The organism is Thiothrix subterranea (genome assembly GCF_016772315.1).
GTDB classification, from domain to species: Bacteria; Pseudomonadota; Gammaproteobacteria; order Thiotrichales; family Thiotrichaceae; genus Thiothrix; species Thiothrix subterranea.
In genome coordinates, this window is sequence record NZ_CP053482.1 from 3,191,757 (window position 1) to 3,215,281 (window position 23,525).

Sequence of the window (23,525 nt, forward strand, 5' to 3'; positions counted from 1 at the left end):
GCAACATGAAGAAATTTATTATTGGTGTAATGTTCGCACTGTCCGCGTCTCTGATGACCACTACTGCATTGGCAAGTGGTGATGGCGTGGAACTGGAAGATGCGAAGGTCGATATTCATAACCAACCAAGTTTGCAACGTGGTGCGAAGTATTTCGTTAACTACTGCATGGGTTGCCATTCCCTGAACTTCAGCCGTTATAACCGCATGGCGGCTGACTTGGGTTTGACCGAAGAGCAGGTGGCTAAAAACCTGATCTTTACCCGTGATGCGGATGGTGAAATCGATAAGCCCGGCGTGTTGATGAAAAACGGTATGTCCCAGAAGCAGTCCGCCGAATGGTTCGGTGCGCCGCCACCGGACTTGTCTTTGGTGGGGCGTTCGCGTGGGTCAGACTGGATTTACAGCTACCTGAAAGCCTTTTACCTTGACCCGACTCGCCCACTGGGTGTGAACAACACCGTATTCCCGAATGCGGGGATGCCACATGTGTTGTGGGAACTGCAAGGTATGCAGGAAAAGCATTGCACCAAGGGTGAAGGCGAACACGCGACCGAACATTGCGAGCTGAAACTCGTGAAAGCCGGTAGCATGACGCCGGTTGAATACGACCAAACCATTCGTGATATTACTAACTTTTTAACGTATGTGGGTGAGCCAGCCAAGCTGCACCGTACTACTTACGGCATCTTTACGTTGCTGTTCTTGGTATTGTTCGCTGTGGTTGCGTATTTCCTTAAGAAGGAATATTGGAAGGACGTGCATTAATCGTTCACCGGTATAACACCTTGAAGCCACTCTAGTGTAATATAGAGTGGCTTTTTTGTTTTCAGTCCAGGGAGTTCCGCTTATATGGCTTCGCTTTCCAGCCGAAGATCTGTGATGACATTATTTTCCGCCCCCGACTGCGCAGACAGTCATCGGGTGCGTATTGTGCTGGCGGAAAAAGATATTACCGTCGATATTCTCAACATCAACCCCGATAATAAACCCGAAGATCTCGCGGAGTTGAACCCTTACAACACCACCCCAACCTTGTTGGATCGTGATTTAGTGTTGTATGACGCCCGTATTATCATGGAATACTTGGATGAGCGTTTCCCACATCCACCCCTGATGCCCGTTGACCCGGTAACGCGGGCGCATTCCCGTTTGGCATTGTTCCGTATTGAAAAAGACTGGTTTTCACTGGTACACGATATTGAGCATGGCGATACGGATACTGCTTCCCAAGCCCGTAAAATTTTGCGCGAAAGTGTGCTGTCAGCCGCTGAAGTATTTGCGGTTAAACCGTATTTCCTCAGTGACGATTTTTCCTTAGTGGATTGCACGATTGCGCCGATTTTATGGCGTTTGCCAAAATACGGCATTGATGTCCCCGAAAAACAGGGTAAGCCCATACTGAAGTACATGGAGCGCGTATTCTCACGCGATGCGTTCCAACAATCATTAAGCAAGGTTGAAAAGTCGATCCGCCCATGAGTCAGCCGAATCCTCCTGAATTTATTGCCACGCCGAAGCGCCCTTATTTATTACGGGCGTTTTATGAATGGATCGTGGACAATGGCATGACGCCACACATTATGGTCGATGCGCGTTCGCCTAAGGTGAAAGTGCCGCGTCAATTTGTCAAAGATGGCAGTATCGTGCTGAACGTGAGCATGACCGCTGCCAATAATCTGCTGATGGATAACGATCAAGTCACATTCAATGCCCGTTTCGGTGGCAAAGCGATGTCGATCTGGTTGCCGATGTGGTCAATCATGGCGATTTATGCGCGTGAAACCCAAGACGGCTTGAATTTCCCGCTGGAGGAATACGCCGAAAGCATGGCACTTACCGAGGCAGCGACCTCACGCCCTACTTTGGCCAGCGTACCGGCAGCGGATGCGACGGTGAGTGACACGGACGCCAGCGATGAAGCCGATGCCACCGATGACGCGAATGGTGATGATGAACCGCCGCCACCACCGAAGCCCACGAGCCGCCCTTCGTTCTTGCGGGTGGTAAAATAAACCCAATGCTGTCTTTAATTGCAGCAATGACACCGCAGCGGGTAATTGGGCGCAATGGCGCTATGCCTTGGCATTTACCCGCTGATTTAGCGTGGTTTAAGCAAAATACCCTTGGCAAACCGATTGTGATGGGGCGCAAAACGTGGGATTCGATTGGGCGGGCGTTACCGGGGCGGCGCAACCTCGTCATTTCACGCGATGAGGCGTTCCAACCCGTCGGTGCGGAACGTGTTGGCTCACCGGATGCGGCACTGGCTGCGGTTGCCGATGCACCAGAAATCATGATTGTGGGTGGTGCGCAAATTTATCAGCACTTCCTTGCTTATGCCGACCGTCTGTATTTAACCCTGATTGATGCTGATTTTGCAGGCGATACTTTTTTTCCCGACTATAATCAGCATCAATGGCGCACCGTAGAGCAGGTTGATTATCCTGCTGACGCTAAAAACCCCTATCCTTATTCTTTCCTGGTTCTTGAACGGGAATCCTGATCCCAAGGAGACGCTTCCTCATGAGTTCACTGTTGATTGTCAATGCGAATGTTGTCAATGAAGGGCAGATTGTCGAAGCAGATGTGTTAATCCGCGATGGTCGGATTGCCGCCATCGGTAAGCACTTGTCCGCACCGGGTGTTGAAGTGTTAGATGCCGCTGGGCGTCATCTGCTGCCGGGTATGATTGATGATCAGGTGCATTTTCGCGAACCCGGCATGACGCATAAAGCGGATATGGCAACGGAAAGCCGTGCAGCACTGGCGGGCGGTATTACCAGCTTTATGGATATGCCGAATACCATACCCAATGCGCTGACCTCCGCCATTCTTAATGAAAAGAAACAGTTGGCAGCGGGGCGTGCCGCTGGGAATTATGCCTTTTATCTGGGGGCTTCCAACGACAACCTTGAGGCGATTAAAGCGCTGAATCCTAACGATGCGTGTGGGGTAAAAGTATTCATGGGCGCATCAACCGGCAATATGTTGGTCGATGATCCCGAAATATTGGAGAAAATTTTCACACACGCGCCGACACTGCTGGCGGCTCATTGCGAAGACACGCCGACAATTACGGAAAACGAGGAAAGTTACCGCAGCATTTACGGTGACAGCATTCCGTTTCATTTGCACCCGACCATTCGCAGTGAGGCGGCTTGCTACAAATCGTCGTCAATGGCGATGGAATTGGCGAAGCGTTGCGGCACGCGCTTGCACATTTTGCATATTTCGACCGCGAAAGAAGCCGAGATGTTCTCGGATATTGCGCTGAAAGACAAGCGCATTACCGCCGAAGCTTGCGTGCATTTCCTGCATTTTGCGGATGAGGATTACGCCAGCAAAGGCGCGTTAATCAAGTGCAACCCCGCGATTAAAACCGCTGAAGATCGAGCGGGTATTATTCAAGCATTGTTGGATGGGCGCTTGGATGTGATCGGTACTGACCATGCGCCGCATACCTGGGAAGAAAAGCACAACCCTAGTTATTTCAAAGCGCCTTCTGGGTTGCCTTTGGTGCAGCACGCGCTGCCATTGGTGTTAGAAAACTATCAGGATGGCATTTTCACGCTGGAATTTATCGTCGAAAAGACCAGCCACGCGGTGGCAGAGATGTTCAATATCAAAGAGCGTGGTTATATCCGTGAAGGCTATTGGGCTGATTTGGTGTTGGTTGATGTGGAAAAACCCTTCACGTCGACGCACGCTAACAGCTTGTCGAAGTGCGGGTGGACGCCGTTTGATGGCTATGAATTCCGTTCCAGCATTGCCGCCACCATTGTTAACGGGCAACTGGTGTGGCAAGACGGCAAATTACTGGACGTTGCGCCTTTTGGCATGGCGCTGGAATTTGAGCGTTAAAGTTCCCTGACCACGCGGAAGCCGAGGTTGGTATCCATTTCATCCATGTAGCGCTTTTTACGGGCAGCACTGCGGGCGCGGGCGGCGGGGTCAAACCATGAGCCGCCTTTGGTGGCATACCAGTAAGGGCTGGCGGCAACCGATGGGCTGCCATCCCGATTGGCGTTTAGGTGCGAAGTCGTCCAATGATCTTGGGTAAATTCCCACACATTGCCGTGCATATCGTGTAATCCCCACGCATTCGGGGTTTGCAAGCCCACTTCGCTGGCTTTCGGGCTGGGGAAGCAACGTGGCAGATACCAAGGGCGATCTTCCTGTTGTTCCCGATAGGGGAAAAACGGGTTGAAATGCACCTCACGGCAACTGACATCTTCGCCATGATAAAACGGGGTCGTGGTTCCAGCACGCGCCGCGTATTCCCATTCTGCTTCGGTTGGCAGGCGATATTTCTGACCGGTTTGCGCACTTAACCACGCCAAAAACAGCTTGATGTCTTCCATGCGAATATTGATCACCGGGTAACGGCCTGTGTGCCAAATCAGTTCAGGGCGCAAAAACCACTCGGTGTCATGGCGAAATTGCTGGAATTCCTCGGCAGTGACAGGGTAAACACCGATGGCAAACGCTTTGCGGATCATGGTGAGGTGACGTGGTGCTTCGTCACGTTGATGCCCGTGTTCGTTGGATTCTGAACCCATTTCAAAGCGCCCAGCGGGGATGATGGCTAACTCAGGGCCAGGGCTACCGGTTTTTAGCGTGTCATGAAAGTGCGGGGACAAGCGGTGCTCTTCGGCAGTCGCTTGCTGTAATTGCTTAACTTGTTGCGGTGTTAATTCGTCAACAAATACGGTGCGTGATTCATAGGTGAGGGTTTCTGTCATTATCATGCTCAATCAGTAACTGGTAATATACTAAACTTCTTGTATTATCCCCAAATTTAGTGCAAAGACAACGCCAAAAAATTGTTTTTGCACTATAGTTAAACCGAGGGTTAGTACTAGTGGTCAGTCAAAGACGGGGAGCTTGTAAATGAATAGACGGCTTGAGGGTAGAAACAGTGTAGGACAGCGTAACACGGCTCAGCTTTTATTGGATGGTTTAATGCTTTACCGCCACGATTTGGGCGATTTGGGCAAACAAGTGGAGCGTTTGCTGCGGGAACGTGGGGTGAGGTCGACTTTCGACCCTGCATTTTCCTTGCGAGTGCACTAAAAATGATTGCCAACTTCATGAACCATTTATCCAGCTACGACGACTGTTAAAACAGTAGTATTGTGATAGTCATGAGTTGAGAGTTTATAGCCCCGGTTCGCCGGGGTTTTTTTATGGGCTGCTCAATCGCTGAGCAATTACCATTGATTCCTAGAATACGACAGCTTGTCGGCATAAATTGTATTTTTCCTGCATAGAGTTTGGTTTGCGGTATAATAGCTGTAGTTAATACGCCTCCAATCATAAAAGTAATAGGTGGCTCTATGCCGATACGTTTAGCTTCTCGACGCCAGCAGTCAGGTTTGAGCCTGATCGAGGTGTTAATTGCCACAGTGGTACTGTCCACCGGGTTGTTAGGTCTTGCCGGTTTGCAAATCGCAGGCATGAAGACCACGCACAATTCTTATCAGATGCAACAAGCAACGTGGATTGTGCACGACTTGCTGGAGCGAATGCGTTCCAACCGCGCTGCTGCTTTGGCCGAAAACTACAATGTTACGCCCACGACTGTTTGCCCGGCGACCCCGCCTGCTTGTGGGAGTGGAGTCTGTACGCCTGCTGAGTTGGCGGCTTATGACCTTTGTGGGGCGAATACCAGCATCAGCAATACTTTGATCAATGGTGCTTTGACCGTGACGTGTTTTGACCCATCTCCTGCGGGTAGCCCCGCTGCTGATCCGCCCGCTGATTGCAATGTTAGCCTTCAATGGAATGAGCGCGATGCTAGTCAGGCTGATCCTGATGACGCCACGGATGGTATGGAATCTTTCATTATCAAGCTGAAGGCCATTCTGTAAGGGAAAACGATGAAAAATAATAGGCAGAGAGGGCTTTCCCTCATCGAGTTGATGATCGCGATGGTCGTCAGTCTGGTGTTAGTCGCCGGTGTGAGCACAGTCTATATGAGTAGTAAGCGTGCTTACCAAGCTCGTGACCAGTTATCTCTGATGGATGAAACGGCTCGTATCGCTTTAAATGCATTAACGAAGCATTTGGAACATGCTGGTTATGCTACGTCTAGTAAACGTTCAATGGATGATTATTTCATCAAACCGGATGATGTTGCCAATTCTAAGCTGGTGAGTGGATTATGTGCAGATGGTAAATCAAACATAAGCTCACCATCCTCATTAAGAGATACCGCTAATAATGATACTGATAGCGTGACGGCGTATGGCGATACAACAGGTGTGGTTTTTATTGCAGATGATGATTTATTTCTGGATTGTGCCAATACAGGTGGTAACACCAACAAGAAAGATGACAACAATCGCTGGGAAGGTTGTCGCGTGACAACTGAAGAACCTGCTGGGCCTGCGGCTTCTACAGCAGGTGCTTTGGCTTACAACAATTTCTTTGTTGCCCCGGATGGTACTGGCATACCCAATTTGAATTGTGCTAGTTCTCGTTTAACAGCAAGAACTCCTGTTGCACAGGGAGTTGAAAATATCCAATTTTTGTACGGCGTAGACACAGATGCAGATGGCGGCGTTAATAAGTACCTTAATGCTGATGGTGTTGGTACGAATGCTGGGGAATGGCAACGGGTAATTAGCATTAAAGTTGGCATATTGGTTAGGTCACTGGAAAAGGTATTACCAGCAGAAGAAGAGCATTCTTATCAAGTGTTGGATGTTTTACAAACACGCAAAGACCGTTTTCAGCGTGCAGTGTATACCACTGTCATTCATCTGCGTAACGTCGTTGAAGGTTAAGGTAACAAATATGCAAGCTATTAAAAACAAACAGCAAGGTGCGGTACTGATGTGGGGCATGGTGATTCTATTGACCATGACGGTTATTGGTATTGCAGCAACACGCATGGCAACGGTTGATAGCCGGATTGCTGGTAATCAAATGACGACTATGCTGACCTTTCAAGGCACAGATTCAATGTTACGGGATTCTATTGATTTGTACCATGTAGTGAAAACAGCAACAAATGGTACAAAACCAGAGGAAGGTAATAGCAAAAACACAGAGAAGGAACTACCCCTCCCTCTCAAGACGTATAAGTATGATCTTGATGACCCTAATGATGTAGGTGTAGAGGTGAATGGAGAGATGGATATGAGCGCAGAAGATGGTTGTCCACCACTTAGAGGCATTGCGATGACTACTGAAATGACGCCGGATGTTGGCGGTATTGCTTGCCGTATTTTTACTGCCCATACAGAGGCGTCTCTAGCAGGTACGGGAGCGAAGAGTTTGCATTCCGAAGGTGCTTTAAAGCCTGTGCCAAAAATCAACTAAGCAAGCGGGAATAACCATGACAACGATAAAACATCACCAAGGCTTTACCCTGATTGAACTCATGATCACGGTGGCGATTGTGGGAATTTTGGCAGCGATTGCCTACCCCAGCTATACCGCGCAAGTGCAAAAAAGCCGTCGCGCCGACGCACAAATAGCCTTGCAAGAAATTGCGCAACGTCAAGAAGCGTATTTCCTGCGTAACAGCAGTTACGCACATGATCTCTCAATTCCCATTCCTGATGATCCGAGTGTTAAAAGTCTTCGTTATGGTACAGTCAGCCATGATGAACACTATGATTTGACTGTTTTTGCAACAGATCGAGACGGTGGCGGATGTGATGGCACAAACAATGATGCCTGTATCAACTATACAGTTGTTGCCACACCAGTATTCGGTGGGCTACAAGTTCACGATACGCCGTGCCAAGTATTTACATTGGATGATCGAGGCAGACGGCGCGGTGGCACAACTGCGACGACAGCCGCTGCGGATAATGCGCAAACCTGTTGGAAATAAGCAGCCGTTGCTGTGAATGATTGCCCGTTAAACTTAATCACAAAAATAATGCCATGAAAAAAATACGTTGTAGCCTGCGGTGGCTGTTGTTAACCGCACCCCTGTTATTCGCCACTGTCTTAATGGCAGACGAAACCGAAATCTACTTCACCGACAAAAGCGGTGAAGTAGCGCCCAACGTACTGTTTGTGATTGACGCATCGGGCAGCATGAGCCAAGTCGTAACCGGCGATGCCGATAGCCGTACTCGCCTACAGGTGTTGAAATCCTCCTTTCAAGAGGTGATGAACACCGCGCCCACCAATTTGAATGTGGGTTTAATGCACTACGCTAACCACGGGTTGGGCGAAGATTATTGGTGGAGTTCGATTAAGGGTGCAAACTTCCCCGTTTCCCCGATTGATGCGGCGGTTCAGCCGTTAATTGCCACCCACCAATCTGACGATAATTTACCGAACCCTGCAACCGGCACCACGGTAGTGCGCGAATTTCTCTCCAGCATTGTCAACAGTTGGGAAGCCAACGGCTATACGCCGATTGTTGATTCCTTGTACGAAGCCGCGCGTTATTTTCGCGGCGATACGGTGGAATGGGGCATGGATGTTCCCAGCATTGGCTGGGCAGCGCACCCGTTAACCTATGACAATGCGCCCACTTGTACCGCTTCCCATCAAGCCGATTGCGTGAAGAGTTGGGGGCAATGCAACACCAATATTGTGCCGGGCAGTTGTAGCGCCATCAGCACCAACGAATGTTGCGACTGGATCACCACCGGCGGTGACGGCTCAGGTTATTGCAAAGATGACAATTACACCTGTTCGACAGTCATCGAAAAGTGCAAACACACCGTCTGCGATACCGTTGAGGGTGCTCCCACCTACAAATCCCCGATTCAATACAGTTGCCAAGCCAATTACTTGGTCTTAATGTCGGATGGCAAGCCCGAATACCCCTATTTTCCCGGCTTGGGGGATACGGACGGCACGCGCTATTACCCGCCTTCCGTGAAAAATCTAGCGATGAGTGATTTCAACCCCATGCCCGCGCCCGATTGGACGACTTACTTCACCGGCCTGATTGCCGCCAATAACAGCCAAATCAAAGTAGCGCCGCCATTGCAGGATTATCTGGGGGCTGCCGCCAACAATTGTGGCACGACTGCCGCCGCACCGCGCGGTTACAACAGCGGGCGTTGTGGGCCAGAATTAACCCGCTGGTTGGCGGACACGGATCACAGCAGCACCTTGGAAGGCAAGCAAAAGGTGGAAACCTACACCGTCGCCTTTGCGCTAGGCGATGAGCCAACCGGTACCGCCTACTTGAGTGATTTAGCAACCAAAGAAGACGGCGCATTTACCGCCGACAACGCGGAGGAATTAGCCGGTGCATTCAAAGCGATTCTAAGTTCCATCAGCAAAGCCTCGTCATCGTTCAGTTCCCCCACGTATGCCATCGACACCAAAAACATGTTGGCACACAGCGATGAAGTCTACATTCCAATGTTTGACCGCAGTAGCACGGCGGTGTGGTCAGGCAATTTGAAAAAATTCGCCCGCACCGTGGATGGTAAAATCGTCGGCGGAACGCTAATACGTGATGATGAAAACCGCGTAACGGGTGGTGATCCGGTGGTGAATGACAAGGGCGAGTTTTTGGATACGGCGGATGATTTGTGGGGGCCACCCAGTGGTTCCGATGTTACCAGTGGTGGCGCTGCCAGCCAGTTACCTGCGCCGGATAGCCGCAATTTGTACACCGATGTGAGTATTGACAGCGATTTGACTGATGCGAAAAACGCTCTGTCTACTAGCAATACCGACAATTTAACCGATGGTAAATTGCTGGGTTTGCCCGAAAATCCGGCGGAAAAGGTCAAATATTGGCTGCCTGACGCCGACGGTGATGGTACCAGTTGTTTAGGCTATTACACGGACTGCGACGGTAAAAAACACATTGTTTTGGGTAATTACGAAACCAAAGTCGGCTGTATCACGATTTCCAGTGTAGCCATTACCTGTCCCGCGACCGATTATTTGACAGACCCTGAGCGCGACACCCTGATTAACTTTGCACGGGGTGAAATGGATGACCCCACTAGCAGTGACCCGGCGGTGACGATTCCGCGTAAACAAATGGGGGATATGCTGAATAGCAAGCCTTTGGTGGTGGATTACGGTGATGGCGAGCAGCGCATTTTCGCGGCGACTAATGAAGGTTTCTTGCACTCCATCAATACAGCGGATGGCGAAGAACAATGGGCCTTCATGCCGAAAAATTTGCTGCCCAACATTAAAACCTTTATGGAAAATCTACCGACCAAAGACCACGTTTACGGCATTGATGGCCCGCTAACCTTGTGGAATTACGACACGAATATGGACGGTGAACTCAAAGCCACCGACGGCGATAAGCGCGTCTTGTTCTTTGGGTTGCGGCGTGGGGGCAAAGCTTATTACGCCTTGGATATTACCAACCCCGATAGCCCGTTAATTTTGTGGAAAAAAGACAATACCCTCACGGTTGACGATAACGCTTGGAATGAATTGGGCGAAACTTGGTCGAAACCTTCCTTGGCAAAAATGCGTATTGGCAGCTCGACCTCCAGTCAAGTACGCAATGTTTTGGTCTTCGGCGCGGGTTACGATGCCTCCAAAGATGCTGAAACCGGTCGCCAACCCGACCAAATCGGCAATGACGTCATGATTGTGGATGCCTTAACCGGTGAACTGCACTGGTCATTGCAACGCGATGTCTACGGTGGAAACGCAGCTACTAATCCGGTCAAACACAGTGTCCCCGGTGATATTCGGGTCTTGGATATGGATCGCAACGGCACACTCGACCGGCTGTATTTCGCGGACACCGGCGGCAATTTGTGGCGCGTGGATATGGATCACGATTTGCGTGACAGCGACCCGGATATGTACAACTACGATGACGCAGTTCTCACCAAAATTGCGGAATTGGGTGAAAACGGCGATCACGGCACGGATACCCGCAAGTTCTTTTACGAACCCGATACTGCACTGATTCAACACAATGGCAAAGTACACATGACGATTTCCTTGGGCAGCGGCTACCGCACGCACCCTTTGAATACCAACACCGAAGACCGTTTCTACGTGTTGATGGAACCGAATGTGTACAACGAACCGCCAGCCGATTTCGTGACGCTGACTAACACCGATTTGGTGAATGCTAAAACCGGTTTCACTGATCCGAACGATAATTTGCTCAACGGCACGCACAAAGGTTGGTATTACGACTTCACGCACAAAGGTGAAAAAGTACTCGCGCCTGCGGTTACATTCCTCAACAAAGTCGTCTTTACCACGTTTGTGCCGGTGGATGAAGCTGGGCAAGAACCGCCGGATGACCCATGCATCGTTCCCCCCAACAGCGCCCGCGCTTATGTGCTGGATTTGTTCACCGGCAAAGCCGTTGCTGACCTTGACCGCGACAGCGCGACAGGCAACAGTGGCAAAGATGAATTTGTGGTGGCAGGTTTCAACGAAATCTTGGATGCCGCCAAAATCATCTTCCGTATGCCCAGTGCTGCGGATGGGGGTGATTGTGCCGCCGGTGATTGCCAACAAACGGTGGAAATTCGAGTCGGTAAGCTAGAAATGCCGATCTTGGATGAAAGCAATCACGAACCCGGCACCGGTATCGGTGGCGTAACGGGCAGCGTTGATTTGACTGACATTTTACCGCGTATGTTCTGGTTGGATCACAATGTGACTGACTAGGCCGCCAGCCATTGCCCTAAACTAACCCGATCGTTGCCTGCTAAATCCGGTAGGCAGCGTACTTGTTGGAAGCCCGCTATTTGCAGCAGTGTTGTAACCGCTGTTCCCTGATTGTAGCCGTGTTCTAGCAGCAACCAGCCGCCGTGTGTCAACCAATGCGGCGCGGTTTGCACAATGTGGCGAATGTCATCCAGCCCGTCTTGCCCCGCAGTGAGCGCGGTTAGCGGTTCAAAGCGCACATCGCCTTGTGTCAGGTGCGGGTCGTTGGTTTCGATATAGGGCGGGTTGGAAACAATGACAGCAAAGCGTTGTGGCGATAGATTGCTGAACCAGTCGGATTGGATAAATTGCACGGTGTGAATGTGATTGCTGTGAGCGTTTTCTGTGGCAACGGCTAAGGCGGCGGCAGAAAAGTCGCAGGCGGTGATATTGAGGTCAGGGCGTTCGCTGGCGAGGCTTAAGGCGATTGCGCCAGTGCCAGTGCCTAGGTCTAAAGCGCTGACGCGCTGACCCCTCACCCCCAGCCCCTCTCCCTCAAGGGGCGAGGGGAGCAAAGAAAGAGTGGTTTCGACGAGCAGTTCGGTTTCGGGGCGGGGGATTAGGGTGTCGGGCGTAACTTTTAGGTTAAGCGTCCAGAATTCGCGTTGTCCTGTGAGGTGCGCAATGGGTACGCCGCGTATACGTTCCGTCAGCAATTGTTGAAATGCTGCTTCAGCTTCTGGCTCGATCCGTTTTTCAGGCCATGTCATCAACCAAGTGCGCGATTTTTGCAGGCAATGTGCCAGCAAAATTTCCGCATCCGCCCGCGCCGATTCCGATGTGCTGGTTAATTGCTTCGCCGCTTCCCGTAAAATGTCCCGAATTCTTGCTCCCTGCCCCCCTTGCGGGGGAAGGGCTGGGGAAGGGGGGTTCTTCTCACTCATCCGCCAACGCCGCTAACTGATCGGCTTGATACTCATTAATCAGCGGCTCAATCACCTGATCAACGTTACCCACTAAGATTTCATCCAACTTATACAACGTCAGGTTAATGCGGTGATCGGTGACGCGCCCCTGCGGAAAGTTGTAAGTGCGGATGCGTTCGGAACGATCCCCAGACCCAACCAAGCTTTTGCGGGTTTCGGCTTGTTCAGCGGCTTGTTTTTGGCGTTCGCCTTCAAAAATGCGCGATTGCAACAGCCCCATCGCTTTGGCGCGGTTTTTGTGTTGCGAACGCTCTTCTTGGCATTCGACCACGATGCCGGTGGGAAGGTGGGTAATGCGGATAGCGGATTCGGTTTTATTGATGTGCTGCCCACCCGCCCCTGACGCGCGGTAGGTATCCACCTTCAAATCGGCCGGATTAATGTCGGTGGCTTCGACTTCATCCAGCTCTGGCATGACTGCAACCGTGGCAGCCGAGGTGTGAATCCGCCCCTGCGATTCGGTGGCAGGCACACGCTGCACCCGGTGTGCGCCGGATTCAAATTTCAGCCGTGAATACGCGCCTTGCCCAATGACGCGCGAAATGATTTCTTTGAAACCGCCGTGTTCGCCTTCGTTTTGGCTAATGATTTCCACCTGCCAGCGGCGGCTTTCGGCGTAACGCGCGTACATGCGGAACAAGTCTCCGGCGAAAATCGCGGCTTCATCCCCGCCCGTGCCTGCACGGATTTCGAGGAACACGTTGCTGTTATCGTGCGGGTCTTGCGGCAATAACAGTTTTTGCAGGTCGAGTTCGAGCGCGGCGCGACGGGCTTTGGCGGCTTCGATTTCTTCTTGTGCCATGTCGCGCATTTCGGGGTCGGCGAGCATTTCCTGTGCGGCTTCCATGTCGGCGGCGGTTTGTTGGTAGGCGTGAAAGCCTTGCGACACCGGTTCGAGCTGGCTGTATTCAATCGAGAGTTTGCGGAATTGTTGCTGATCGCCAATCACATCCGGTTCACCCAACAGGGCGGAAATTTCGGCGTAGCGTTCGCTTAAGGCTTCGAGTTTTTGCAGGATAGATGCTTTCACAGAGGGTTAGCCGTTGTCGTCAGTAGAAAGGTTAAATAAGGTGCGGGCGTGTGCCAACAATTGGTGGTCGCCGTTGCGTGCCGCCGCGTGCATGGCTTGGGTCGCGTCGTGTGAGAGTTTATTCGTCAGCGTGTGTGCCAGAAATTGCAAAGCTTCGGCGGGGCTTTTGCCGTTTTGCAACAAGGCAGTGGCTTTGTCGAAGACTTCTTGGCGGATGCTCTCGGTGCGAGCGCGGTATGCCCGAATCGTGTTCATGTGGTCTTGCGCCCGCAGCCATGCCATGAAATTGCTGACTTCGGTGATGACCATGCCTTCGGCTTGTTCGGCGGCAGCGCGGCGTGATTGGAGATTTTCTTCGATAACCGAGTGCAAATCGTCCACGGTGTACAAATAGACGTCATCGAGTTGCGCGACTTCTTGTTCAATGTCACGCGGAACGGCGATGTCGACCATGAACATGGGGCGGTGTTTGCGGATTTTTAGTGCCCGTTCCACCGCACCCTTGCCTAAAATGGGTACAGGTGAGGCAGTGGAGGAAATAATAATGTCCGCTTGGGGCAAATGATCGGCTAATTCGGGCAGGCCGATGCCTTTGCCACCGTATTCTGCGGCGAGTTTTTGCGCTTTGTCGATGCTGCGGTTGGCAACGATGATTTTACCAATGTGATTGGTGGCAAGGTGTTTGCCGACGAGTTCGATGGTTTCGCCCGCCCCAATCAGCAGCGCGGTTTGGGTTTCGAGTTTGCTGAAAATTTGCTTGGCAAGGCTGACGGCGGCGAATGCTACCGAGACGGGGTTGGCACCGATGCTGGTTTGGGTGCGCACTTTTTTGGCGGTGGAAAAAGCGTGCTGCATCAAACGGTTTAATTGATTGCCGGTGGTGGCTTGGTCGCTGGCGGCTTGCAGGGCGGTTTTGAGTTGCCCCAGAATTTGCGGTTCGCCCAAGACCAGCGAATCCAGCCCGCAGGCAACCCGCAAGGCGTGGCGCACCGCGTCGTCTTGCTGGTAGATATACAAATAGGGTTGCAATTGCGCGGCGGACATTTTGTGCCAGCCTGCCAGCCAGTCGATCAGCGCGGCGACGGACTGTTGCGGGTGCGCAGCGGCGTAGATTTCGGTGCGATTGCAGGTCGAGAGTATTAGGTTTTCAGGCACGACCTGATGCGCAGCGTGCAAGGCCAACGGCAAGCTGTCGAGTGAGAACGAAACCTTTTCCCGGATGGAGACTGGGGCGGTTTTATGATTGACTCCAACGATCAGGATGGACATTCAGTAGTTTACCAACAGATACATTTCAGCCTTTGCACTTTTCTAGGGCGAGGTAGTTAACTTTCAGAACCGCGAATTTTCTGATACGTTATGGCTTATTACAAGGTAATTCGCTGAATATATCCTTAAAACTTCCGACAACATAATACGATCAGTCACAATCAGGTGTTGTGATAGACCGGAGAAATACATGCCCAGCAGCCGTTTACCGCGCCGTTTTGTGAGTTTAGGTCTCGCGCTCTTGATTGGTGGGTGTACGTTGGGGAACGCCCCGTTTGCCGACCAGTCGATCGGTAATGTCGCTACCTTTAGTAGTCCTTTAAGCTATCAGGTTTACAATATTCTTGCGGGAGAAATGTTTGTAAAACAGGGCAATGTAGCACAGGCAGCGTTGCATTACGTCGCTGCCGCTCAGCAGACTACCGACCCAGCCGTGGCGCAGCGAGCGGTGGAATTGGCGATGAGTGCCGAGGATACGCCGTTGGCAGGGCGTGCGCTGGAACGTTGGATGACGTTATCGCCGGATTCCACCGAAGCGGTTCAGTATCAAGCCTTGGCGAATTTACGTGCTGAAAAATACGCAGAAGCGGTCAAGGATTTGGTGAAAATTCGTGATGCTGCCGAAAAAGAAGCCGGGCATGGTTTTGCTTTCATCGTGTCTTTGCTGGCATTGGAGCCGGACTCGAATAAGTCTTACGAAACCTTCAAGCGCTATGTGGAGACTGTGGACAGTTCACCGCAGGCGCAACTCGCGTTAGCGTCGTTTGCCCTTAAGGTAGAGCAATTTGAGGTGGCTTTGCAGGCGAGTCAGGCGGCAAAAAAGCAGGGTACTGCCGCCGAGAAGGTGCAGGCAGCGCGGTGGGTTGCTAAAGCGTTAGCAGGTTTGGGGAAATTACCCGACGCTATCCAAGAGCTGGAAGCCCTTGGCAAGGATAGTCAGGATACCGAATTTAAATTGGATTACGCTCGCCTACTGATTTTGGCGGACCGGCGAGTGGAAGCGCTACCGATTTACCAACAGCTTTACGCTACGCTTCCCAATAACGTGGATATTATTTATACCTTAAGCTTGTTATTTCTTGAGCAAAAGTCTTTCACCGCTGCTGAGCCGTTGATTACTAAATTGCTGACTGTGCCGGAGCGTGCGGCGGATGCCAGTTATTTCATGGGGCAAATTCATGAAGGTTTGCAACGCCCCAAACAAGCGCTTGAGGTTTATCAACAAGCGCTTGGCGGGCAATACAGCCGTCAAGCGACGTTACGTATTGCCGATTTACTGGTTGAAACCACGAGTTTGGCGCGTGCGCGTGACTGGCTGGGAGCGCAATTGAAGGCCACATCTGACAATGAGCGCAAAGTGTTGTTGTTACAGTTAGATGGGCAGCTTCTGCATGATCAGGAAAAATATGCGGAGGCTGTCGAGAGTTTTGGCAAGGCATTGGCGGTGAAAGCCGATGACCCGGATGTGCTGTATTCCCGCGCTTTGAGCACCGAAAAGCTCGGTGATTTCGGCAAAGCGGAAGCCGATTTACGCGCGGTACTGAAATTACAGCCTGACAATGCCACCGTATTGAATGCCTTGGGGTATATGCTGGCGGTGAATACGCAACGTTATGCAGAAGCCAGCGATTTGATCACCAAAGCGCTCACCGGTCGCCCGGATGATCCGGCGATTATGGATAGCATGGGGTGGGTATTATTCCTGTCGGGCAAACCGCAAGAAGCAGAAACTTGGTTACGCAAAGCCTATACTCTGTTACCAGACCCTGAAGTTGCCAGCCATTTGATTGGAGTGCTGGCGGCGCGTGGCAATAAAACCGAAGCGCAAGGTATTCTCGATGCCATGCTCAGCAAGTTTCCAGACGATAGCTTGCTGCTTAACGCCAAGGCAAAGCTGGTTAGTTTGTAAGCTTCTCATTACTTAAGGATAACGACTCATGAAACAATGGATGCTGGTTGCGGCGTGTTGCGCCCTGACGCTGGGCGGGTGTGCAACGCAAACCAAAAGCCCCACCGCAGGCGCTGAAGTTCCGAATAAGCCTGCGGATGCGCAAAGTGCTTGGCAGCAACGTCAGGCTGAATTTGCCCGCATGAGTAGCTGGCGTTTACAAGGCAAAGTGGGCGTGCAGTTTCAGGAGCAAAGCGCTTCGTTCAATATTTCATGGCTTCAGACCGGCAATGATCAGTATGAGATGAACATTAAAAATCCGCTGACCGGTTCAATTGTCGCTTATCTCAAGGGCGAGCGTTCCGAAGTGGTGATGCAAGCCAATGGCAAGACTTATAAAGACTCGAATGCCGAACGTTTGTTGCAAGCGCAACTGGGGGTGTCTTTACCGCTGGATGGCATGAAATATTGGGTGCGCGGTATTCCTGCCCCCGATTCCCCCGTGCAGCAAGTCAAACTGGATGCGCAAGGCCGCCCCGAACTGCTGCAACAATCCGGCTGGCAGGTGGAATACAGCGGCTGGAAAGGCACGGATTGGAAAGCGTTACCGGAAAGAATCAACCTGAGTCGCACCCCGGATAACACCAAGGTGAAAGTGATTGCGAAAGATTGGCAGACACGTTATTGATTCCCATGCAAACGTTAATATTGCCTGCACCCGCTAAGCTCAATCTGTTTCTGCACATTACCGGCAGACGCGCGGATGGCTACCATTTGCTGCAAACCCTGTTTGTGTTTCTCGATTTTGGCGATGAAATTACCTTGAGCGTGCGCGATGACGGGGTGATTCAGCGCTCCGTCGGTGCGGTGGGCGTGCCGGAAGCGGCTGATCTGACGGTGCGGGCAGCGCGGTTGTTGCAGCAGGTGACGGGCTGTTCTTTGGGGGCGGATATTCAGGTGTTGAAGCGCATTCCCATGGGCGGTGGTTTAGGTGGTGGTAGCTCCGATGCAGCAACGGTGTTGCTGGGGCTGAACTACCTATGGCGTTGCGGCTTGAGTACGGATGAATTGGCTGTTTTGGGTTTGCGTTTAGGGGCGGATGTGCCGGTTTTTGTGCGTGGTCATGCAGCATGGGCGGAAGGCGTCGGGGAGCAGTTAACCCCCGTGAGCTTGCCTGACGCTTGGTATGTGGTGATTCATCCCGGTGTGCATGTGCCTACTGCCGAACTTTTTTCTGATTCGGGCTTGACACGTGACTGTCCTCCCATTACATTAGCGACCTTCCACGCGGGGCTAGGCAGAAATGTCTTTCAACCGGTGGTAGAAAAGCGTTATCCCGAAGTTGCCACGGCCTTACGTTGGTTATCTCGGTATTCAAACGCGGTGTTGACAGGTTCAGGCAGTTGCCTGTTCGCCTCGGTCGAAAGTAAGCAAGACGGTGAAATAATCCTGCAAAACTTACCTGATCAGTGGTTCGGTTTTGTCGCAAGCAGTGTGAATACTTCACCGTTGCAACAGAAATTGTTAACATTGCCAGCGCTTCACAACTAGTTTCAGAAGGGCCGTCGCCAAGCGGTAAGGCACTGGATTTTGATTCCAGCATTCCCAGGTTCGAATCCTGGCGGCCCTGCCATTTTTTCCTCCCCACTCAATGCGGATATGTCATGTCTGACGATAGAATGATGGTGTTTACAGGCAACGCTAACCCTGAACTCACTGAAAAAATCGTCGATCACCTCGGAATTTCCCCCGGTAAAATCAAAGCAGAACGCTTCAGCGATGGCGAAGTGCATGTGGAGATTTTGGAAAACGTGCGTGGTCGTGATGTCTTCATCGTGCAATCTACCTGCGCACCGACCAACGATAACCTGATGGAACTGCTGATCATCGCCGATGCGTTGTATCGTGCGTCCGCAGGGCGAATCACCGCTGTTATTCCGTATTACGGTTATGCGCGGCAAGACCGCCGGGTACGTTCACGGCGTGTGCCGATTTCTGCCAAGCTCGTCGCCGATATGATTGCCACAGGGCATGTTGATCGCGTTCTAACCATTGATTTGCACTCCGACCAAGTTCAAGGCTTTTTCGACTTACCCGTGGACAATGTGTATGCATCCGGTGTGTTGATTAAAGACGTATTGGCCTGTGAGCTGGATAACATTATGGTGGTGTCACCGGACGTTGGCGGTGTAGTACGTGCTCGTGCTTTAGCCAAAGGTCTTGGTGAAGTCGAATTGGCGATTATCGACAAGCGCCGCCCTGAACCCAATAAATCCGAGATTATGAATATCATCGGGAATGTGGAAGGGCGCAATTGCATTTTGATCGACGATTTGATCGACACTGGCGGTACGCTATGCAATGCCGCGACTGCATTAAAGCAGCACGGCGCATTAAGCGTCCGCGCGTATGCCACGCACGCCGTCTTTTCGGGTAAAGCGGTCAGCAATATCGAACATTCTCAGCTTGATGAGGTGGTTATCACCGATACCATTCCATTAAGCGACGCTGCGAAAAAATGTGCTAAGATTCGCCAGCTTTCGGTAGCAGGGGTGTTAGCGAAAACCATTTTACGCATCAATCAGGATGAGTCAGTCAGCTCACTGTTTGAAGGTTTATAAGTTTAGTCCCCGTTCGCGGGTTTTTTAGTTGCCGTCCGGTCGCGTTCGGTAACGATTTTGTTGGAGAGATAACATGTCAAAACAATACGTTCTGCAAGCGCAGGTACGTGAATTGCAGGGTAAGGGTGCGAGCCGCCGCCTGCGTAACACCGGTTTAGTGCCTGCCGTTATTTACGGTGCAGGCGGTGAAGCACAATCCATTTCTTTGCGTCACAATGAAATGATCCGTAATTTGCAGGAAGAAGGTTTCTACTCGCAAATCATCACGGTTGATTTCGGTGATCGTAAAGAGCAAGTGATTTTGCGTGATCTGCAACGTCACCCGGCTAAGCCAATCATTATGCACGCTGACTTACAGCGCATCCGTGATGATGAAGAAATCAACGTCCACGTGGCGCTGCACTTCCTCAATGACGACGTGTCAAAAGGTGTGAAAGAGCAAGGTGGTACGGTTAGCCACATGATTTCTGAAGTAGAAGTGTCTTGCTTGCCGAAGAACTTGCCTGAATTTATCGAAGTTGACATGATCAACGTCGAAAAAGGCCAGATTCTGCACCTGTCTGATCTGAAATTGCCAGAAGGCGTAAGCCTGCCCGCATTGGCACTGGGCGAAGACCACGATAACGCCATCGCGGCGATTCACTAAGGTTTATACCGATGGGAACCCCGATCCGCCTTATTGCAGGCTTGGGCAACCCCGGTAGCCAGTACGACAAAACCCGGCACAATGCCGGGTTTTGGTTTGTTGACGAGCTGGCAAGGCGTTACTCCGGCAAGTTTGCTGTTGAGAAGCGTTTTTCCGGTGAAGTCTGTAAACTGCAAGTCGGCAGCACCACGGTATTGCTGATTAAGCCCATGACCTTCATGAACCGTTGCGGGCTGGCAGTGAAGCAGTTAGCCAGTTTCTACCAAATTTCGGTGGAACAAATTTTAGTGGCGCACGACGAGCTGGATATTGCACCCGGTGACGTGCGTTTGAAACTAGCCGGTGGTCACGGCGGACATAACGGTTTGCGTGATTGCCATGCGCATTTGAGCGCGGAATATTGGCGGTTGCGCTTAGGTGTCGGACACCCCGGCGACCGTAATAAAGTGGTCGATTATGTGCTGTCACGCCCCTCACAGGATGATGAAATCGTCATTTCGCGGGCGATTGATAAAGCCGCCGACCAGATTGAATTGATTTTATCAGGTGAAATGCAGAAAGCGATGAATGCACTGCACACTAAGTAAACATAAGCAGGTACAACTCATGGGATTCAAGTGCGGCATTGTTGGTTTACCAAACGTGGGGAAATCCACATTATTCAATGCGTTGACCAAGGCAGGCATTCAAGCCGCTAACTACCCGTTTTGTACGATTGAGCCGAACGTCGGCATTGTGCCAATGCCTGATCCGCGTTTGGATGCTTTAGCAGCCATTGTTAAGCCGATCAAAATTCTCCCGACCACGATGGAATTCGTGGACATTGCAGGCTTGGTGGCTGGCGCATCGCAAGGCGAAGGCTTGGGCAATAAGTTTCTGGCGCATATCCGCGAAACTGACGCGATTGCGCAAGTGGTACGTTGCTTTGATAACGATGACATTATCCACGTTGCGGGCAAAATTGACCCCGCTTCCGACATCGACACCATCAATACCGAACTGGCGCTGGCGGATTTGGATACGGCGGAAAAAGCAGTGAACCGTTTGACCCGTTCGGCTAAATCCGGCAGCAAAGATTTACTGGCGCAAAAAGTTTTGGCAGAGCGCTTATTCGCGCACTTGTCCGAAGGGCATTCGGCACGTTCAATGGACATGACGTCTGAAGAACGCACTTTGGCTATCCGCGAATTCCACCTGATTACCATCAAACCGTTGATGTTCATTGCTAACGTCAGTGAAGACGGCTTTGAAAACAACCCGTATCTGGATCAAGTTCGCGCCATTGCGGTACGTGAAAATGCCGTGGTGGTGCCGGTATGTGCGGAAATGGAATCCGAACTCTCGCAATTAGACGATGCGGAACGCGATGAGTTTTTGGCGGGCATGGGGCTGGATGAGCCGGGTTTGAACCGCGTGATTCGCGCCGGTTACGACTTGCTGGGCTTGCAGACGTATTTCACCGCAGGCGTGAAAGAAGTGCGGGCGTGGACGATTCCAAAAAATGCGACTGCGCCCCAAGCGGCTGGCGTGATTCATACGGACTTTGAACGCGGTTTCATCCGTGCGCAAACCATTGCGTTTGAAGATTTCATTGCTTACAAAGGTGAGCAAGGCGCGAAAGAAGCGGGGAAAATGCGTGCGGAAGGCAAGGAATACATTGTAAAAGATGGCGATGTATTGAATTTCTTGTTTAACGTGTAATAGATTCCCCACTACTTCATTAGCGCGTTGGGGATGTTCCATTGGAGTTCCCCAACGCCGCTTGTCATATCGACTTCTAGGCGTATCAATCCGGCTTTTTTGACTTTAATACGGCTGTTAGGGCTGCCTAGCAAGTGGGCGATTAGGGTTGAAAATGCCGGTTCATGACCCACCAGCCAAATATTGTTGTCACCGTTTGCGGCTAATGCTGCCAGTGCTTGCAGCGCGGTTTGGGTATCTGCGCTATGCGCTAACCACGGCACTATGATTATTTTGGGGCAATCGGGTAGGTGTTTACGTAAATCTTGCGCGGTTTCTAACGCCCTTACCAGTGGGCTGCACAGCAAGTGGCTGGGCAGTAAGGCGTGGCGTTGGCAAAAGCGGGCAACCCGTTGCACTTGCTTGTGACCTTTGGGGGTGAGGTGGCGTGCTTCATCAGGAATCGGCAGATTGTGATCTTCAGCGGTGGCGTGGCGTAAAAAAGTCAGGGTGGTTGTCATGCTGGTTTTCGCTGTGAAAATAGAGCGGTGGTGGCGGCTAAGCCGAAAATCAAGAAGCCGCTGATCAGGGGTAATACCGTGCCATCGTAGGCTTGCCCGACAAACGTTCCTAGCGGAATCGCGATTAGAGTCGAGAGTGAGCCGATGACCGATGCGCCAATTCCGGCAATATGCCCCAGTGGTTCCATCGCCAGCGCATTCAGATTGCCAAATAACATACCTAATGCCAAGAAGGCCAGCATGAAATACGCCATCAACAGCGGCAGTGGCGGGTGTCCGGCGCTGCTGTAGGTCACGAACCAAAATGCTCCCGATAGCAAGGTGAACAGCAGCAATGCCCGCTTTGAAATCCAGTGCATTCCGTAGCGCATTACCAGCTCGGCATTCAGTAACGATGCGCCGCCAATCGCCAGTGCCAGCAGCGCAAAATACAGCGGGAAGCGTTCCCCCAAGCCGTATTGGATTTGCAGGATTTGTTGCGCGGAACTCAAATAGCCGAGAAATGCGCCAAACACAATCCCCGTCGTGAGGGTGTAGGTCATGCTGATACGGTTGCTGACGACTTCTTTTAGCCCTCGCCAGAACTCACCGAAACGGAATGCACGGCGTTTATCAGTGGCTAGAGTTTCCGGCATTCGCCACCAAAACCACACCGCTAGGCTGAGCGCCAGCACAAAAAACAGTGTGAAAATACTACGCCAGCCTGCTACAAGCAAAATACCTTGCCCTAATGATGGCGCAATCATCGGCACGAGGATAAAAATACTCATGGTGAATGACATGACCCGCGCCATTGCCCGCCCGGAATAGCAATCGCGCACCAGTGCCATCGTTAACACACGCGGGGCAGATGCGCCGACCCCTTGCAAAAAGCGCCCGATCAGCATGTGCGAAAAATCTTGTGCGAACATTGAGAGCAGACTGCCGAGCATAAAGATGCCCAAGCCCACGTACATCAGCGGTTTGCGCCCGGTCGCATCGGATAAGGGGCCGAAAAATATTTGCCCCAGCGCCAAACCCAGAAATAAAGTGGTGAGGATTAATTGCGCGTCGTTGTCGTGTTGCACGCCCAATTCGCGTCCGATGGTGACGAGTGCGGGCAGCATGGCATCAATTGCCAGCGCGGTTAGGGAAGTGAGCATGGCGATTAGAGCGACGAATTCACCGAAGCGGGGGAGATTAGAGGGCATGGAGAAGTCCAGCAATAACAAGGTGTAATTGTAGCAGGGTGTTATGACGTGTCACTAAGTTCTGTCTTCAAACCTTTAAGAATTTGTCTCTCGCGTGTTACTGATAGGCAGAAATTAT

The 23,525-nt window shown here is 51.5% G+C and carries 24 protein-coding genes and 1 tRNA gene; 19 read left to right on the forward strand and 6 right to left on the reverse strand.

Annotated features, from left to right (window positions below; translation table 11 throughout):
* The first annotated feature begins 5 nt into the window (after positions 1-5).
* The 5 genes from HMY34_RS15795 to HMY34_RS15815 all read left to right on the forward strand — a co-directional run bounded on the left by HMY34_RS15795 (position 6) and on the right by HMY34_RS15815 (position 3,863).
* On the forward strand, positions 6-767 hold the full coding sequence (locus tag HMY34_RS15795) for a cytochrome c1 (RefSeq protein ID WP_202716401.1): 762 nt from the start codon (positions 6-8) through the stop codon (positions 765-767).
* Between the two features lie 84 nt (positions 768-851).
* Positions 852-1,481 (forward strand): glutathione S-transferase N-terminal domain-containing protein, encoded by a 630-nt coding sequence (locus HMY34_RS15800; protein ID WP_202716402.1) that lies wholly within the window; start codon positions 852-854, stop codon positions 1,479-1,481.
* Complete coding sequence (locus HMY34_RS15805; protein WP_202716403.1) at positions 1,478-2,014, forward strand: ClpXP protease specificity-enhancing factor; 537 nt, start codon at positions 1,478-1,480, stop codon at positions 2,012-2,014. The genes HMY34_RS15800 and HMY34_RS15805 overlap by 4 nt, the downstream gene beginning before the upstream one ends.
* Before the next feature lie 5 nt (positions 2,015-2,019).
* The gene (folA, locus tag HMY34_RS15810) at positions 2,020-2,505 is read left to right on the forward strand and encodes a type 3 dihydrofolate reductase (RefSeq protein WP_202716404.1); all 486 of its coding nucleotides are present in this window, start codon (positions 2,020-2,022) and stop codon (positions 2,503-2,505) included.
* A gap of 20 nt (positions 2,506-2,525) precedes the next feature.
* On the forward strand, positions 2,526-3,863 hold the full coding sequence (locus HMY34_RS15815; protein ID WP_202716405.1) for a dihydroorotase: 1,338 nt from the start codon (positions 2,526-2,528) through the stop codon (positions 3,861-3,863).
* On the opposite strand, the gene HMY34_RS15820 is transcribed toward HMY34_RS15815, so the two are convergent.
* Positions 3,860-4,744, reverse strand: a complete 885-nt coding sequence (locus tag HMY34_RS15820; protein ID WP_228287889.1) for a formylglycine-generating enzyme family protein — start codon at positions 4,742-4,744, stop codon at positions 3,860-3,862. The two genes, HMY34_RS15815 and HMY34_RS15820, sit on opposite strands and share 4 nt — an antisense overlap.
* Before the next feature lie 148 nt (positions 4,745-4,892).
* On the opposite strand from HMY34_RS15820, the gene HMY34_RS15825 reads away from it, so the two are divergent.
* From HMY34_RS15825 to HMY34_RS15850, 6 genes are all read left to right on the forward strand, one after another.
* The gene (locus HMY34_RS15825) at positions 4,893-5,075 is read left to right on the forward strand and encodes a hypothetical protein (RefSeq protein ID WP_202716407.1); all 183 of its coding nucleotides are present in this window, start codon (positions 4,893-4,895) and stop codon (positions 5,073-5,075) included.
* Positions 5,076-5,338: 263 nt separating this feature from the next.
* On the forward strand, positions 5,339-5,872 hold the full coding sequence (pilV, locus tag HMY34_RS15830) for a type IV pilus modification protein PilV (RefSeq protein ID WP_202716408.1): 534 nt from the start codon (positions 5,339-5,341) through the stop codon (positions 5,870-5,872).
* A 9-nt stretch (positions 5,873-5,881) separates the two neighbouring features.
* Positions 5,882-6,790, forward strand: coding sequence for a PilW family protein (locus tag HMY34_RS15835; protein ID WP_202716409.1), 909 nt, complete (start codon positions 5,882-5,884; stop codon positions 6,788-6,790).
* A gap of 10 nt (positions 6,791-6,800) precedes the next feature.
* Positions 6,801-7,328: a pilus assembly PilX family protein gene (locus HMY34_RS15840; RefSeq protein ID WP_202716410.1), complete on the forward strand. Its 528-nt coding sequence runs from the start codon at positions 6,801-6,803 to the stop codon at positions 7,326-7,328.
* A 16-nt stretch (positions 7,329-7,344) separates the two neighbouring features.
* Positions 7,345-7,848 carry a type IV pilin protein gene (locus tag HMY34_RS20270; protein ID WP_323127445.1) on the forward strand — a complete coding sequence of 168 codons (504 nt, stop codon included), beginning with the start codon at positions 7,345-7,347 and terminating at the stop codon, positions 7,846-7,848.
* A gap of 53 nt (positions 7,849-7,901) precedes the next feature.
* Positions 7,902-11,597, forward strand: coding sequence for a PilC/PilY family type IV pilus protein (locus HMY34_RS15850; RefSeq protein ID WP_202716411.1), 3,696 nt, complete (start codon positions 7,902-7,904; stop codon positions 11,595-11,597).
* On the opposite strand, the gene prmC is transcribed toward HMY34_RS15850, so the two are convergent.
* From prmC to hemA, 3 genes are read right to left on the reverse strand one after another with little or no spacing between them, the layout of a single operon-like run.
* Positions 11,594-12,520, reverse strand: coding sequence for a peptide chain release factor N(5)-glutamine methyltransferase (gene prmC, locus HMY34_RS15855; RefSeq protein WP_202716412.1), 927 nt, complete (start codon positions 12,518-12,520; stop codon positions 11,594-11,596). The genes HMY34_RS15850 and prmC overlap by 4 nt on opposite strands.
* Complete coding sequence (prfA, locus tag HMY34_RS15860; protein ID WP_202716413.1) at positions 12,513-13,592, reverse strand: peptide chain release factor 1; 1,080 nt, start codon at positions 13,590-13,592, stop codon at positions 12,513-12,515. The genes prmC and prfA overlap by 8 nt, the downstream gene beginning before the upstream one ends.
* Before the next feature lie 6 nt (positions 13,593-13,598).
* Complete coding sequence (hemA, locus tag HMY34_RS15865) at positions 13,599-14,861, reverse strand: glutamyl-tRNA reductase (protein WP_202716414.1); 1,263 nt, start codon at positions 14,859-14,861, stop codon at positions 13,599-13,601.
* Between the two features lie 190 nt (positions 14,862-15,051).
* Between hemA and HMY34_RS15870 the strand changes: the two genes are divergently transcribed.
* The 8 genes from HMY34_RS15870 (at position 15,052) to ychF (ending at position 21,717) form a co-directional block, all read left to right on the forward strand.
* Positions 15,052-16,770, forward strand: coding sequence for a tetratricopeptide repeat protein (locus HMY34_RS15870; protein WP_202716415.1), 1,719 nt, complete (start codon positions 15,052-15,054; stop codon positions 16,768-16,770).
* A 28-nt stretch (positions 16,771-16,798) separates the two neighbouring features.
* The gene (gene lolB, locus HMY34_RS15875) at positions 16,799-17,437 is read left to right on the forward strand and encodes a lipoprotein insertase outer membrane protein LolB (protein WP_202716416.1); all 639 of its coding nucleotides are present in this window, start codon (positions 16,799-16,801) and stop codon (positions 17,435-17,437) included.
* 5 nt (positions 17,438-17,442) lie between these two features.
* The gene (gene ispE / locus HMY34_RS15880) at positions 17,443-18,300 is read left to right on the forward strand and encodes a 4-(cytidine 5'-diphospho)-2-C-methyl-D-erythritol kinase (protein WP_202716417.1); all 858 of its coding nucleotides are present in this window, start codon (positions 17,443-17,445) and stop codon (positions 18,298-18,300) included.
* Positions 18,301-18,307: 7 nt separating this feature from the next.
* Positions 18,308-18,382, forward strand: a tRNA-Gln gene (locus tag HMY34_RS15885).
* A 31-nt stretch (positions 18,383-18,413) separates the two neighbouring features.
* Positions 18,414-19,370: a ribose-phosphate pyrophosphokinase gene (locus HMY34_RS15890; protein ID WP_202716418.1), complete on the forward strand. Its 957-nt coding sequence runs from the start codon at positions 18,414-18,416 to the stop codon at positions 19,368-19,370.
* Between the two features lie 73 nt (positions 19,371-19,443).
* Positions 19,444-20,016, forward strand: coding sequence for a 50S ribosomal protein L25/general stress protein Ctc (locus tag HMY34_RS15895; RefSeq protein WP_202716419.1), 573 nt, complete (start codon positions 19,444-19,446; stop codon positions 20,014-20,016).
* 11 nt (positions 20,017-20,027) lie between these two features.
* Positions 20,028-20,603 (forward strand): aminoacyl-tRNA hydrolase, encoded by a 576-nt coding sequence (gene pth / locus HMY34_RS15900; protein WP_202716420.1) that lies wholly within the window; start codon positions 20,028-20,030, stop codon positions 20,601-20,603.
* A gap of 19 nt (positions 20,604-20,622) precedes the next feature.
* Positions 20,623-21,717 (forward strand): redox-regulated ATPase YchF, encoded by a 1,095-nt coding sequence (gene ychF, locus HMY34_RS15905; protein WP_202716421.1) that lies wholly within the window; start codon positions 20,623-20,625, stop codon positions 21,715-21,717.
* 11 nt (positions 21,718-21,728) lie between these two features.
* On the opposite strand, the gene sixA is transcribed toward ychF, so the two are convergent.
* Positions 21,729-22,217 (reverse strand): phosphohistidine phosphatase SixA, encoded by a 489-nt coding sequence (gene sixA, locus HMY34_RS15910; protein ID WP_202716422.1) that lies wholly within the window; start codon positions 22,215-22,217, stop codon positions 21,729-21,731.
* The gene (locus HMY34_RS15915) at positions 22,214-23,407 is read right to left on the reverse strand and encodes a multidrug effflux MFS transporter (RefSeq protein WP_202716423.1); all 1,194 of its coding nucleotides are present in this window, start codon (positions 23,405-23,407) and stop codon (positions 22,214-22,216) included. Before HMY34_RS15915 ends, sixA begins: the two co-directional genes overlap by 4 nt.
* Between the last annotated feature and the right edge of the window lie 118 nt (positions 23,408-23,525).